The sequence below is a fragment of the Kitasatospora paranensis genome, from assembly GCF_039544005.1.
Classification (GTDB): Bacteria; Actinomycetota; Actinomycetes; order Streptomycetales; family Streptomycetaceae; genus Kitasatospora; species Kitasatospora paranensis.
In genome coordinates, this window is record NZ_BAABKV010000001.1 from 4,159,919 (window position 1) to 4,173,416 (window position 13,498).

9 protein-coding genes and 3 pseudogenes are annotated in these 13,498 nt (G+C 72.8%); 3 read left to right on the top strand and 9 right to left on the bottom strand.

Features of this window, described 5'->3' with window-relative positions; translation table 11 throughout:
* Positions 1 to 81: 81 nt before the first annotated feature.
* From ABEB13_RS19980 to ABEB13_RS20010, 7 genes and pseudogenes are all read right to left on the bottom strand, one after another.
* Positions 82 to 3,627 carry a choice-of-anchor D domain-containing protein gene (locus tag ABEB13_RS19980; protein WP_345706590.1) on the bottom strand — a complete coding sequence of 1,182 codons (3,546 nt, stop codon included), beginning with the start codon at positions 3,625 to 3,627 and terminating at the stop codon, positions 82 to 84.
* Between the two features lie 395 nt (positions 3,628 to 4,022).
* A pseudogene (locus ABEB13_RS19985) lies at positions 4,023 to 4,818 on the bottom strand (VOC family protein).
* A 42-nt stretch (positions 4,819 to 4,860) separates the two neighbouring features.
* Positions 4,861 to 5,375 (bottom strand): annotated as a pseudogene (locus ABEB13_RS19990) (DinB family protein).
* Between the two features lie 34 nt (positions 5,376 to 5,409).
* A complete protein-coding gene (locus tag ABEB13_RS19995; RefSeq protein ID WP_345709738.1) occupies positions 5,410 to 5,901 on the bottom strand; it encodes a ricin-type beta-trefoil lectin domain protein in 492 nt (163 codons plus the stop codon).
* 42 nt (positions 5,902 to 5,943) lie between these two features.
* Positions 5,944 to 6,666, bottom strand: a pseudogene (locus ABEB13_RS20000) (glycoside hydrolase domain-containing protein); the annotation flags it as partial.
* On the bottom strand, positions 6,555 to 8,198 hold the full coding sequence (locus ABEB13_RS20005; protein ID WP_345706591.1) for a GH92 family glycosyl hydrolase: 1,644 nt from the start codon (positions 8,196 to 8,198) through the stop codon (positions 6,555 to 6,557). The pseudogene ABEB13_RS20000 and the gene ABEB13_RS20005, both read right to left, overlap by 112 nt.
* Before the next feature lie 202 nt (positions 8,199 to 8,400).
* A complete protein-coding gene (locus tag ABEB13_RS20010; protein ID WP_345709739.1) occupies positions 8,401 to 9,726 on the bottom strand; it encodes an amino acid permease in 1,326 nt (441 codons plus the stop codon).
* A gap of 411 nt (positions 9,727 to 10,137) precedes the next feature.
* Here ABEB13_RS20010 and ABEB13_RS20015 point away from each other — a divergent pair, with 411 nt between their 5' ends.
* Positions 10,138 to 10,731 (top strand): HhH-GPD-type base excision DNA repair protein, encoded by a 594-nt coding sequence (locus ABEB13_RS20015; protein ID WP_345706592.1) that lies wholly within the window; start codon positions 10,138 to 10,140, stop codon positions 10,729 to 10,731.
* Here the strand turns inward: ABEB13_RS20015 and ABEB13_RS20020 are convergent.
* Together ABEB13_RS20020 and ABEB13_RS20025 are read right to left on the bottom strand one after the other, a co-directional pair.
* Positions 10,679 to 10,936, bottom strand: a complete 258-nt coding sequence (locus ABEB13_RS20020; protein WP_345706593.1) for a KTSC domain-containing protein — start codon at positions 10,934 to 10,936, stop codon at positions 10,679 to 10,681. The two genes, ABEB13_RS20015 and ABEB13_RS20020, sit on opposite strands and share 53 nt — an antisense overlap.
* A gap of 65 nt (positions 10,937 to 11,001) precedes the next feature.
* Positions 11,002 to 11,520 (bottom strand): YbhB/YbcL family Raf kinase inhibitor-like protein, encoded by a 519-nt coding sequence (locus tag ABEB13_RS20025; protein WP_345706594.1) that lies wholly within the window; start codon positions 11,518 to 11,520, stop codon positions 11,002 to 11,004.
* Positions 11,521 to 11,841: 321 nt separating this feature from the next.
* Here ABEB13_RS20025 and ABEB13_RS20030 point away from each other — a divergent pair, with 321 nt between their 5' ends.
* Together ABEB13_RS20030 and ABEB13_RS20035 are read left to right on the top strand one after the other, a co-directional pair.
* Positions 11,842 to 12,849 (top strand): hypothetical protein, encoded by a 1,008-nt coding sequence (locus ABEB13_RS20030; RefSeq protein ID WP_345706595.1) that lies wholly within the window; start codon positions 11,842 to 11,844, stop codon positions 12,847 to 12,849.
* A 153-nt stretch (positions 12,850 to 13,002) separates the two neighbouring features.
* A complete protein-coding gene (locus ABEB13_RS20035) occupies positions 13,003 to 13,497 on the top strand; it encodes a hypothetical protein (protein ID WP_345706596.1) in 495 nt (164 codons plus the stop codon).
* The last annotated feature ends 1 nt before the right edge of the window (position 13,498 follow it).

Sequence of the window (13,498 nt, forward strand, 5' to 3'; positions counted from 1 at the left end):
AGGCCGTGCGCACGACGGCGGTGCCGCCGAGTGGGAGCACTCGGCGGCACCGCGCGGGATGTGCGGGTCGGGCAGGCCGGGTCAGACGTTCCAGACCTGGAACTCGGAGAGCTGTCCGGCCGGCCAGCCGGTGTTCGCCGTGATGGTCACCCGGACGTACCGCTGGGTGGCCGCGGGGAAGGTGATGGTGACCGTGTTGTTCGAGGCTGGGTCGAAGGCGTAGGCGGCCGACGACTTCAGCGTGCTGAAGGTGCTGCCGTCCGAGCTGCCCTGGACGGTCAGCGTCTGGTTGCGGGCGCCCCAGCCGGCGGGGAGCTGCAGGACGACCCGGCTTGCGCTCTGCGCGGAGCCGAGGTCCACCTGCACCCACTGCGGGAAGGCGTTGTTGGCGCTCTCCCAGTAGGTGCCCTGGTTGTTGTCGGTCACGTTCGACGAGGGGTAGACGTCGGTGTGGCTGGACTCGGTGGTGGGCCGGCCGGCCGCCAGGTTGGTGCTCACCGTGCCGGTGCCGGTGCCGGTCAGCGTGACCGCGACCGGGCTGTTCGAGGCGTTGCCGGCGATGGTCAGGGTGCCCGCCCGGCTCCCCGAGGCGGTCGGTGTGAACTTCACGCTCACCGTGCAGGAGGCGTTCACCGCGAGGGTCGACCCGCAGGTGTTGGTCTGCGCGAAGTCATCCGTGGTCGAGATGCCGGAGAGGGTCGCGGCGGCCGTGCCGGTGTTGGTCACCGTGACGGTCTGCGCGGCGCTGGTGCTGCCGGGCGCCTGGGCGGCGAAGGTGAGCGAGGCCGGGTCGGTCGCCAGGATCGCCGCCGAGGAGCCGCCGCCGGGGAAGACCTCGAAGTCCGACAGCTGGGCGGCGCTCCACCCGGTGTTGGCAGTGATGTTGACCCGCACGTACCGCGCGGTGGCGGAGGCGAAGGTGACGGTCACCGTGTTGCCGGTGCTCGGGTCGAAGGTGAAGCCGGCCGGGCCGGCGAGGGTCGAGAAGGTCGAGCCGTCCGTCGAGCCCTGCACGGACAGGGTCTGGGTGCGGGTCGCCCACGCCGCGACCGGCGGGAGCTTGAGGACGACCTTGCCGATCCCGTAGTTCTGGCCGAGGTCGACCTGCGCCCACTGCGGGAAGGAGGCGGCGCTCTCCCAGTAGGTGGAGGTGTCGGTGTCGGTGAGGTTCGCCGGGACGTACACGCCGTTGCCGGAGCTCGCGGTGGCCGGGCGGCCGGCCGCGATGTTGGTGGTGCTGTCGATGCCGCTGCCGCTGAGGGCGACGGTGGTGGGGCTGTTGTTGGCGCTGCTGGTGACGGTCAGGGTGCCGGTGCGGGCGCCGCCGGCGGTGGGCCGGAAGGTGACGGCCACCGTGCAGGAGGCGCCGACCGCGACGGTGCCGCAGGTGTTGGTCTGCGTGAAGTCACCCGTGGCCGCGACCGCGGAGACGGTGGCGGCGGCGGTGCCCGAGTTGCTCACCGTGACGGTCTGCGCGGCGGTCGAGGAGCCGACCACGGTGCTCGCGAAGGACAGCGCGGCGGGGGCGGCATTCAGGACGGGGCCGGGCGCCGTACCGGTGCCGGACAGTGCGACGGAGTTGGTGATCCCGCCCGCGTTGACGGTCAGGGTGCCGGTCCGGGCGCCCGTCGCGGTCGGCTTGAAGGTCACGCCGACGGTGCAGGAGCCGTGCGCCGGGATCGAGGAGCCGCAGGTGTTGGTCTGGGCGAAGTCGCCGGAGACGGAGACCCCGGAGACGGACGCGGCGGAGCCGGTCGGGTTGGAGACCGTGACGGTCTGCGCGGCGCTGGTCGCACCGGTGGCGACCGAACCGAAGTTCAGCGCACTCGGGTTGGCCGTCACGCCCTCGGCCGGGTACGGCGGGAACACCGGGGCCGGCCACGGGCCGCAGACCGGCGTGCCGGTGATGCCGGAGTTGCCGCCGCCGTCGGTCACCGTGAAGTTGCCGCCCTCGCAGCTGTACACCGGCGAGGGCGCGCCCACACCGGTCGCGGTGACGTTGGTGAACTTGGCGGCGCCGCCGGTCTGCTCCTGGAGTGCGAAGGTGCCGGTGCCGGCGATGGTCACGTTGTTCAGGTTGACCCCGCTGACCGTCCCCTCGACCCACTGGACGGCCTCGTACGGGCTCTGTTCGATCAGCGCGTTGCTGACGTTGATCGGTCCGGTGATCGCTCCCTGGCTGCCGTCGAACCACAGGGCGCCCACGCCGAACTGCCAGTTCGGGTCGAGGCTGCCGGCCCGGATCAGGGTGTTGTCGGAGATGGTGGTGGTGCCGACCGGGGTCGAGGTGAAGCGCTGGCCGACGTGGATGCCGCCGCCCTGCGCGAGTCCGGTGTCCTTCACCAGGTTGCCGCTGACGGTGTTGTCGTGGCCGCCGTAGATCGCGATGCCGTTGGCCAGGATCTGGTCCTGGAGGGTGTTGTCGGAGATCGTGTCGTAGGCGTCGGCGCCCAGGCCGGAGTCCGCCCAGGTCGCGATGCCGTCGTCACCGGTGTTGCGGATGTCGCTGTTGGTGACGGTCGAATTGGTCACGCCACCGTGGAAGTTGATGCCGTCGGCGGTGGTGTCCCGGATGCGCATGCCGCTGAAGGTGAGCCGGTCCATCGGCCCGTCCATCCAGGCGCCGACCTTCAGGTGGTCGATCCAGAGGCCGGAGACGGTCGAGTTGCTCATCGCGCCGCCGACGCCGTTGACCTGGGCGCTGTCGTTGCGCTCCTGCACGTCGCCGAAGATCGCGAAGTTCTGCAGGTGCACGCCGGTGCTCGGCGACGGCGCGGAGTTGCCGTAGAAGCCCGGGGCCGCGCCGGTGACGGTGGAGTACCACATGCCGGCACCGGCGATCGTGACGTTGTTGACCGCGATGTGGCCGGGGACTTTGAACGTGCCCGGCGGGATCCACACCGTGCCGCCCGCGCCCGCCGCGCCGACCGCGGCGTTGAACGCGGCCGTCGAGTCGGCCGCACCACTGGCGTCCGCGCCCTTGCTGGTCACCGACACCGAACCGGCGGGCTGCGGCAGCGCCGCGCCGACCTGCTCGAAGTCGGCGAAGTCGACGGTGTACGAGGCCGCGGTGTCCCCCGGGTCCACCTGCAGCGTGAACGTGGTGCCGGCCGGATAGGTGGTCGGGAAGAGGCGGTGGGCCTCGTCGTAGAAGTGGTGCGGGTTGCTGCCCGGCGAGTTGGTGAAGGGGTAGCTGCCGTAGTACCAGCTGTACGCGTTGGTGAGGGTGAAGTCGCTCTGCCGGGTTCCGTTGACGTACAGCGAGAGCGGCGCGCTGTAGACCGAGCCGCCGGCGCCGTCCGGGATGCTGTAGCGGAAGTCGATCGAGTTGGTCGCCACCGGCGTGGTGAAGGTGACGTACTTCCCGGAGCCCTGCAGGGTCACCGCCTTGCGGTAGGACGCCTCGTCCGCAAGCTCACCCGCTGCGTAACTCGGGCCTATGACAGTGCCGTTGGTGGCCGAATTCTCGGCCTGCACCTCGACGTACGGCAGGCTGGCGCCGCTGCCGCCGGTGGCGGTGGCCGCCCAGGCGGGCTGGGTCGCCACGGTGGCGATGCCGGCGGTCAGGAGTGCGGCGGTACCTCCGAGGGCGACCGCTCGCCTCAGATATCGCGCGGGCTGGACCATCTTCTGCTCCTCTTCGACAGGACGTGCCGGACCTTCGGTGTCCGAGCCGTCGTCAAGTGACGTGGGGGGATCAGGACATGGAGCGGTGGGGCATGGGGCCGGCGGAGCGTGGGGCGGGCAGGCCGACGGCGCCGCACGGGGCGTGCCGGGCGGGCGGGAACGGCGGGTGCGGGCGGTGCGGGGCGGTGGCGGCGCACGTGGAACCGTAATCTCATGGCTACATGAGCGCAATATCCGTACGCATCTTTGCCGTATCACTGATTGCTCACCGAAAAGATCCGATGCGGCCCCGGCCGAGGCGGCCCGGCACCGCGGAACGGCCCCGCCCCGGCTCCGGACAGGAGCGGGGGCGGGGCCGCCGGGGCCGCGCGGGTGCAGCGCGGGTGCAGCGCGGGTCAGGAGACGTCCGTCAGCTCCGGCATCGCACCCTCGGTACGGCCCATGTCGATCACCGCGAAGGACGCGTTCTGCGGGTCCGTGAGGGCCGCGAAACGGCCGAACGGGCTGGTCATCGGGCCGAACCGCAGCGTCGCACCCAGCTCCGTCGCCTTCGCGACCGCGGCATCGCAGTCGTCGACGCCGAAGTAGACGCAGAAGAAGGGCGGCAGGCCGGCCGGGAAGTCCGAACCCATCTCCATCCGGCCGAGCACCGGGTCCTGCCCGATGTCGTACGTCCGGTAGTCGATGTGCTCGTCGGCCATCTTCCTGGCCCGGTACGGGAAGGCGGCGGACAGGAAGGCGTCCGAGGCGGCGACGTCCCGGGTGCAGAGCTCGGCCCACGCGTACGCGCCGGGCTCGCCCACCTTCTCGAAGCCCTCGTGCCGGTCGCCCTGCCAGACGCCGAACACGGCGCCGCTCGGCTCCTTGGCGATCAGCATCGTGCCGAAGTCGCCCACCTTCATGGGCTCCATGAGGATCTCGCCGCCGGCGGCCGGATCCTCGCCGCGGTGGCGGCCGCGTCCGGGGAGGCGAGGTAGAGCACCCAGGCGGACGTGCCCTGCTCACCGGGCATCGGCGGGACGATCGCGGCGACCGCCTTCCCGTCCCTGTACGCCTGGGTGTAGTTGCCGAACTCGGAGGCGCTCTCGCCGAACGTCCAGCCGAGCACGTCCCCGTAGAAGGCCTTGGCGCCCTCCAGATCGGTGAACATCGCATCGGCCCAGCAGGGGTGCCTTCGGCCTGTACCGCCATGGTGGTTCCTCTCGGTGGGTGGGTGGAGCGCGCGGCGGGCGGTCAGCCCATGGTCTTCGCGCCGTCCAGGGATTCGCGGATGATGTCGGCGTGCCCGGCGTGCTGCGCCGTCTCGGCGACGACGTGCAGCAGCACCCGGCGGACGGACCAGGCCGCGCCGGGTTCGAACCAGGGCGCCTCGGGCAGCGGGTGGGCCGCGTCGAGGTCGGGCGCGGCGGCGACGAAGGCGTCCGTCCGGGCGGCCACCTCGGCGTACCCGTCCAGCAGACCGGCCAGGGTCTCCCCTCGACCATCCTGAACTGGCCCTCCCAGTCGACCGGGTCACTGCGCATGGCGTCGGCGCCGCCGGTCGCGAAGCGCAGCCAGCGCTGCTCGACGCCGCTGACGTGCTTGATCAGCCCGCCGAGGCAGAGCGCGCTGACCGTGGTGCGCTGCGCGGCCTGCTCGTCGGTGAGGCCCTGGCAGGTCTGCCGCAGGAAGCCGCGGTGCTTGGCGAGGGTCTCCAGCAGGTCGGCGTGCTCGCGGGGCAGCGCGTCGCCGGTGGGGCGGTCGGTCATCGGTCGTTCCTCCGAACGGGGTGGGCGGGCGTGGTCATGGGCGGGCTCCGGCCGGCGGCGGCGTCCACCGCTGGGCGCCGGTGCCGTTGCAGTCCCAGATCTGCAGCCGGGTGCCGTCCGCGGTCGCGCTGCCGGGGGCGTCCAGACAGCGACCGGACGGCGGGTTGAGCAGGGAGCCGTCGGTACGCGGCCACCACTGCTGGGCCCCGGTGCCGTTGCAGTCCCAGAGCTGGACGGCCGTCCCGGCCGCGTCCGAACTCCCGCTGACGTCGAGGCACTTGCCGAGTGCCTGCAGGCTGCCGTCGGAGGCGGCCGTCCACTGCTGCGGGCCGCCTCCGTCGCACTGTCGGAGCTGGACGGCGGTGCCGTTGCCGGTCGCGCCGCCGGCCACGTCCAGGCACTTCGCGCCGGGGCCGGTGACCGGGCCGGTGGCCGGTACCGCCGGGCCGACGTCGAAGGACGGTGGGGCGTCGGCGCGGGCGCTGCCCCACGCGGGCTCCGGGTCCTCGCCGAGGGTCACAGCCACCGTCCCGCCGTGGGCGACGAACTCCTCACTGAGCCAGGAGCGCTGGACAGCGGCGCCGTCGACGGTGAGGGCGTGCACGTAGCGGGCGGACGCGGAGGCGGCCGGCGCGGCCACGTCGATCGTCGCGCCGTTGCCGCGCCGGATCGTGGTGGCGGGGAACAGCGGTGAGGCCAGGACGAGTTCGGAGCGCCCGGGCACGTCCGGGTACATCCCGAGGGACGCCCACACCACCCAGGAGGACAGCTCCCCCAGGTCGTCGTTGCCGGGCTCGCCGTCGGGCGCGTCGGTGAACAGCGTGGTCAGCGCCCGACGCACCACGTCCTGGGTGCGGTACGGGCGACCCGCGTAGGTGTAGGCCCACGGGGTGCCGAGCGAGGGCTCGTTGCCGAGGTAGGCCTGGGCGGAGTCCGGTCCGGCGTTGAGCCGCCCGAAGAAGTCGTCGAGTCGGGCGGCGGCGGCCGCGTCCCCGCCGGTGGCGTCGAAGAGGCCGCGCCGGTTGTACGGCACCATCCAGCTGTACTGGGCGGCGCTGCCCTCGACGAAGTGGTCCTGCTGCTCGGGCCGGAAGGCGGGCCAGGAGTGGTCGCGGTCGCGGGGGCGGAGGTAGCCGCCGCCGCTGTGGACCAGGTTGCGCCAGTTGGCCGAGCGGTGCATCAGGGTGTCGTGCGCGGCGGTGTCGCCGAGCCGGGCGGCGAGCTGGGCGAGCGCGAAGTCCGCGCTTGTGTACTCCAGGGTGGTGGCGGCGGCGCCCCAGACGCTGGCGTCGTCGGCCGGGATGTAGCCGATCGTGTCGTAGCCGTCGTGTCCCGGGCGCTCCCGGGGTCGCTGCGGCCGGCCTCGGCGATCCGCAGCAGGCCTGCCGCGTCGAAGTCGGTGCCGCCGAAGGCGTGAATGCTCGCCGCGATGATCGGCAGCGGGTCGCCGACCATGACGCCGGTGCCGCCGTTGGCCAGCGTCCAGCGGTCGAGGTAGCCCGCCCCGGCGCCCTGGTCGACGACGGACTGGGCGACGTCGGAGGCCCGCTCCGGATCGAGCAGGGCGAGCAGCTGGACCTGGGAGCGGTAGACGTCCCACCCGGAGAAGTCGGCGTACTGGGCATGGCCGGGCCGGGCCGTGTGGGTCGCGCCGTCGAAGCCGGGGTACCGGCCGTCGGTGTCACTGAGCACGCTGGGGTGGAGCAGCGAGTGGTAGAGCGCGGTGTACAGGACGCGCCGCTGGGCGGTGGTGCCGCCGTCGACGGCGATCCGGCCGAGCAGGGCGTTCCAGTCCGTCCGGGCGTCCGTCCTGATCCGGTCGATCCCGGCGGCGCCGTGCTGTTCGGCGGCGAGGTTGGCGCGGGCGCCGTCGGCGCTGACGAAGGAGATGCCGACCCGGGCGGTCACGGTGCGGTCGGCCCCGGTGTCGAAGGAGACCAGGGCCTTGGCGCCGGAAGCCGGGCGGGCGCTGTCCGGGTGCGGCGGCTGCGCGGCGGTGCGGCGTTCGCGGGCCTGTTCGGTGCGGGCGGGCTGCGGGGCGATGCCCGGGCTGCTGCCGGTGGCGGAGCGGCGACCGGTGTCGACGCCGTCGTGCCCGCCGGTGCGGACGATGCCCGCGCTGCTGAACGGGTGGTCGAAGACGGCGTGGAACCAGATCCGGTACCGGTTGCCGGTGCCGCAGAAGCCGCCGCTCTCGGTCCAGCCGTCGAGGCTGTCGGTACCGAGGGTGATCGAGCCGGAGGCGTCGTTGAAGGCCTTGCCGGCGTCGACGGTGAGCGAGGCGGTGTGGCCGGCCGGGTAGGTGAACCGGGCGATGCCGGTGCGCGGGGTGGCGGCGAGTTCGGTGCGCAGCCCGTTGCCGAAGGTCACGGCGTACGAGCCGGGGGCGATGGTCTCGTCGGCGTGCGAGAAGTCGCTGTGGTCCACGGGGGTGCCGTCGAGGACGGGCATGAACGGGGTGGTGCCGTAGTCGCCGCAGCCCGCGCCGGAGATGTGGGTGAGGCTGAAGCCGCTGATCCGGTGGTCGTCGTAGCTGTAGCCGCCGTGCTGGTAGGTGGCGGTGTCGGGGCTCCACTGGATCATGCCGAACGGCGCGGTGGCGCCGGGGAAGGTGTTGCCGGCGCCGCCGCCGTTGCCGAAGTCGGGCTGCCCCTGCCCCGTCCCGACGTAGGCGTTGACGTACTGCGCGGGATCGTCGGCGGTGACCCGGCCGGCGGTGGCGGCGCGGGCCGGGCCCGTGACGGCTCCGGCCGGCAGCGCCACGACGGCGGCGAGGGCGGCGGCGAGGGCGAGCGTGGGCAGGGTGGATCGGGAACGGTGCACGGAGCCTCCTGCGATCCGGTCGGCCTGGGATGCGCGGACGAGCGGACCGGCCCCGTACGGCGCGGGAGTGCCGCGCCGTACGGGGCCGGTCATCTGCTCGTCAGCTCATCGTGCGGTCCGCCGGGGGCGGCTCCGGTGCCGACAGGGCCGCATTCGCCCGGCCGGACCAACCCGCCGAGAATGCAGTCGTACTGTCGTACCGTCAGTCGGCCTGGACCGGCTCCAGCGAGCGGCGGCGGGTGTGCACCACCCGCGCCGCCACCAGGACGACGGCCGCGGCCACCAGCGAGAGCACCATCTGCATCCGCCCGTCGTGGTCGGTGAACATGTACGCCACCACGAAGCCGATCATGCCGATCGTCGCCCAGGTCAGGTACGGGTACAGCCACATCCGGACGGTGAGCCGCTCCGGGGACTCCCGCTCGATGATCTTCCGCATACGGAGCTGCGAGAAGCAGATCACCAGCCAGACGAAGAGCGCGACCGCGCCCGAGGAATTCAGCAGGAACTTGAAGACGCTGTCCGGGAACTCGTAGTTGAAGAACACCGCGACGAATCCGAAGACCACCGAGCAGAGAATCGCCGTGCGCGGCACACCCCGCCCGGTGACCCGGGCGAACGCCTTCGGCGCGTCGCCGCGCTGCCCGAGCGAGAACGCCATCCGGGACGCCGTGTAGAGGCCCGAGTTCAGGCAGGACAGCACCGCGGTCAGCACGATGACGTCCATCAGCCCGGCGGCGCCGGGGATGCCGACGTGCTGGAGCACCGCCACGTACGGGCTGCCGAGGACGTCCTTGGAGTCCCACGGGAGCAGGGTGACGACGATGGCGATCGAGCCGAGGTAGAAGATGCCGATGCGCCAGATCACGCTGTTGGTGGCCTTGCTGACGGCACGCTGCGGGTCGGGCGACTCGCCGGCGGCGAGGGTCACGATCTCGCTGCCCATGAAGGCGAAGACGACCGTCAGCATGCCGGTGAAGACGGCGCCGACGCCGTGCGGCAGGAAGCCGCCGCGGCCGAGCAGGTTCTCCGTGCCGACCGCGTGCGTGCCGGGCAGGACTCCCACCACGGCCAGCACGCCGATGACGATGAAGGCCGCGATGGCGACCACCTTGATGCCCGCGAACCAGAACTCGAACTCGCCGTAGGAGGCGACCGAGAAGAGGTTGGTGGCGGTCAGCACGGCCATCACCAGCAGGGCGAACGTCCACTGCGGCACGCCGGGCAGCCAGCCGTGCAGGATCTTCGCACCGGCGGTGGCCTCGACGGCGAGCACCACGACCCAGAAGAACCAGTAGAGCCAGCCGATGGTGAAGCCGGCCCAGCGGCCGAGCGCGCGGTCCGCGTAGGCCGAGAAGGAGCCGCTCTGCGGGTCCGCGGCGGCCATCTCGCCGAGCATCCGCATCACCATCACGACCAGCGTGCCGGCCAGGGCGTAGGAGAGCAGGATGCCGGGGCCGGTGGCGGCGATGCCCGCGCCGGAACCGACGAACAGGCCGGCGCCGATGACGCCGCCGATGGCGATCATGGACAGGTGGCGGTTCTTCAGACCGGCTTTCAGGTGGCCGTCCACAGGCGCCCCGGCATGGGTGGCCGAGGTCTCCTGCGGCGACGGCTGCAAGCGCGTCGTGGTGTCCGGGCGCATGGGTGTTCGCTGCCTTTCCGGTGCGGCGGGGGTGACCGCACACCCGCAGGAACGTAGCCCGGGAATCGGATTTCCGTAACCCTCGTGCGGAATTCACCACAATGATTTGAGGATTTTCTGAGCTTGCTGGGAATTGGAATTATGACACCCGCTGACATCTCTACCGGGGGGTCATCGGATATTCCGTTCGATGCCCGTCCCGGACGGCGGCCGCGTGTTGCGCGCCGCCCGGCCCGGCCCCGGCTGCCACCATGAGCAGCGACCTGCCCGACCCGCCGCACCTGGGGCCGCCCAATGAGCACCACCGTCCACCTCGCGCAGCAGCCGGAGGCCGACGAACTGCTGGGCCGCAGCCCGCTGGCCGCGCTGACCGGCATGCTGCTGGACCAGCAGGTCCCCATGGAGTGGGCGTTCACCGGCCCGTACACGATCGCGCAGCGGCTCGGCGCCGAGGACCTGGACGCCCATCGGATCGCCGCCGCCGATCCCGAGGAGTTCGCCGCGCTCTTCTCCGAGAAGCCCGCCGTGCACCGCTACCCGGGCTCGATGGCCAACCGGGTCCAGCAGCTCTGCCGGTACCTGGTGGAGCACTACGACGGCGACGCCGAGGCGATGTGGCGGGACGCGGCGAGCGGGCGGGAGCTGCTGAAGCGCCTGGGCGAGCTGCCCGGCTTCGGGAAGCAGAAGGCGCAGATCTTCCTCGCCCTGCTGGGCAAGCAGTACGGCGTCACCCCGGACGGCTGGCGGGAGGCGGCCGGGGCCTACGGCGAGGAGGGCTCGTTCCGCTCCGTCGCGGACATCACCGGACCCGACTCGCTGGTGAAGGTCCGGGCCTTCAAACAGGAGGCGAAGAAGGCGGCCAAGGCTGCGAAGGCGGCACGGGAATGATCCGCACGAACCGGTAGCGGTAGCGGATCTCGTGGTTGAAGTAGCGGCCCAGGCTGGGGGCCGCGAGCAGCCGGGCGACGACCGCCGACGGCACCCCGAAGTAGTGGTAGACGGTGCCGCCGACGAACTCGACCTCCAGCACCCGCCGGCCGGCGTCGTGGCCGACCGAGCGGAGACAGGTCGAGTCGACCGGCGCGCGCTCCATGACACCCAGGGTGCGCGCCGCCGGCGGCCGCGGCAAACGAGCGGCGGCCGCCCGGCGGACGGGGCTCAGCTCGCGGCGTACTCGACGGTCAGCAGCGCCCTGGCCACGGTGTGGAAGGTGATGTTGAAGCCGACCGCGGCGGCCGGGGTGTCGGGGGTGAGCCCGAGCGTGGGCACGTCCAGTGCGTGCACGGCGAAGACGTAGCGGTGCGCCGGGCCGGGCGGCGGGGCCGCGCCGTCGTACCGGTGGCCGGGGAAGTCGTTGCGGACGTGGAAGGCACCGCCCGGCAGGCCGCCGTCGGAGGCGCCCGCGCCGCGCGCCAGCGCGGTCGTTCCGACCGGCAGGTCCAGCGCCAGCCAGTGCCACCAGCCGCTCGCGGTGGGCGCGTCCGGGTCGTAGCAGGTGACGGCGAACCCGCGGGTGCTCTCCGGGAAGCCGGACCAGGCCAGCTGCGGCGACTCGTTGCCGAGCGCGTGGACGTGCGCGTCCGGCATCGTCGCGCCGTCCGTCAGGTCGCGGCTGGTCAGCTCGAAGGACGGAACCTTCGGCAGGAAGTCGTACGGCAGGGGCGGACGGGACGTCATGGCCGTGCACCTTCTTCTTCATCGCGCTGCGGAGTGAATGGACGGATGAGAGTCTAGGGAGCGGAGCCGCTCCGGCGCGGCACCGCGGCAAGGTATAGACCAATGCCGCGCCGCCCGGTTAGCGTGGGGACCGCACCCGCACCGCCTGCCCCGGAGCCGCCCCGTGGAGTCGTCCGTCCTCGCCTTCGCCACCGACCTGCTGGACGAGGGCGCCGACGCGTTCTTCGGGAACCTCGCCGACCGGGCCGGCGTCGGGGGCTGACCCTTGCCTCGGTCTATCACGAGGCCCGGGACGTCTTCCCGCACAACCCCCGGCGGGTCGTGCGCTACCTGGAGCCCGGCGCCGCGTACTTCCGCCCCGACCCGGCCCGCTGGGCCGGCCGGCGGCTCGCGCCCGTGCCGTCCACCGCGATCGGCGAGCGCGACCCGTTCGCCGAGGCCGCCGCCGAGGCCCGGCGCCGCGGCCTGCGGCTGCACGCCTGGACGGTGTTCTGCCACAACGACCGGCTCGGCTTCGCCCACCCCGACTGCGCGCCCGCCAACGCCTTCGGCGACCGGCACCTCACCGAGCTCTGCCCGGCCAACCCCGAGGTCCGCGAGTACGCCCTCACCCTGGTGGACGAGCTCGCCCGGTACGGCGTGGACGCGATCCGCGCCGAGTCGCTGCACTTCCACGGACTGCGCCACGGCTACCACCACGAGCGGTACTTCGAGGAGCTCGGCGCGGTCGCCGAAGCCCTGCTCGGGGTCTGCTTCTGCCCCCACTGCAAGGCCGCCGCCGCACAGGCCGGAGTCCCCGCCGACGAGGTGCAGCAGGCCGTCCGGGACGAACTGCGGGCCCGGCTCGCCGACGAGCGGAAGGCCGCCGAACCGGCCGCCCTGGACGCCCTCGCCGACGGCACGGTCGCCGCCTACCTGGACTCCGGCGCGCGCACCGTGACCTCGCTCGCCGCGGACGTCGCCGAGGCCGCCGCCGGCCACGGCATGCGACTGACCTTCATGGACGGCGCGGGTCCCGGCAAGGGCTGGCTCTCCGGGATCGACCTGCCGACGCTCGCCAAGGCCGCCCACCAGATCGAGACGCTGGGCTACGCCCGCACCCCCGAGGCCGTCCGCGAGAAGGTCGCGGCCTTCGCCCTGCACGGTGTCCGGCCGCAGGACATGGCCGTCATCCTGCGCCCGATGGCCCAGGACTGCGACGGCCCGGAGAACCTCGCGGCCAAGATCCGCATGCTCCGCGAGCTGGGCGTCCCCGAGGTCGAGTTCTACAACTACGGCCTGATGCGGCTGTCGTCGATGGACCGGATCGGCGCGGCACTGCGGTCCTGACGGCACCGGACCGGCGGCACCGAGCTGACGGCATGACAGCTGTCATGCCGGACCGGTGACGGCCGGTCCTGCCGCCCGCCGGGTGCCCGGCCGCAGACTCGTACCACCGGCGGGGCGGGGAGCGCGAGGCCGGCGACGCGAACCGGGGGACCGATGAACACCGCAACGACCATGACCGAGGCCGGCACCGACCGCACCACCGACGACCAGGCCGCCGCGGCCGCCGGCGGTTTGGCCCCCGAGCCGCTGCCGACCGTCGCCGAGCTGCGCATCCCCTCCTGGTTCTTCGCCTTCGAGGCCGTCCTGGCGGGCGCGTTCGACGTCCTGCGGGTCTTCCCCTCGGCCTGGCCCGGCCTGGTGGTGCTCGGGCTGGCCAACGCCGCCCTCTCGTTCACCGTGCTGCGCAGCCGGCTCCGGCTGGCCAAGCTGATGTGGCGCGGCAAGGGCACCCGCAAGGTCGCCCTCGCCCTGCTGGGTCTGCGGGTCGGCGTCCACCTGCTGCTCTCCGCGGTCGGCCTGGCGGCCTCCTCGCCGCTGGTGCACCTGGCCCTGGCCCTGGTGATGTCCGGACTGACCATCACCCTGCTGGTGTTCGCCCAGCGGACTTCGCTGCGGGCCCTGGTCGCGGACGGCCGGATCGCGGCCTGAC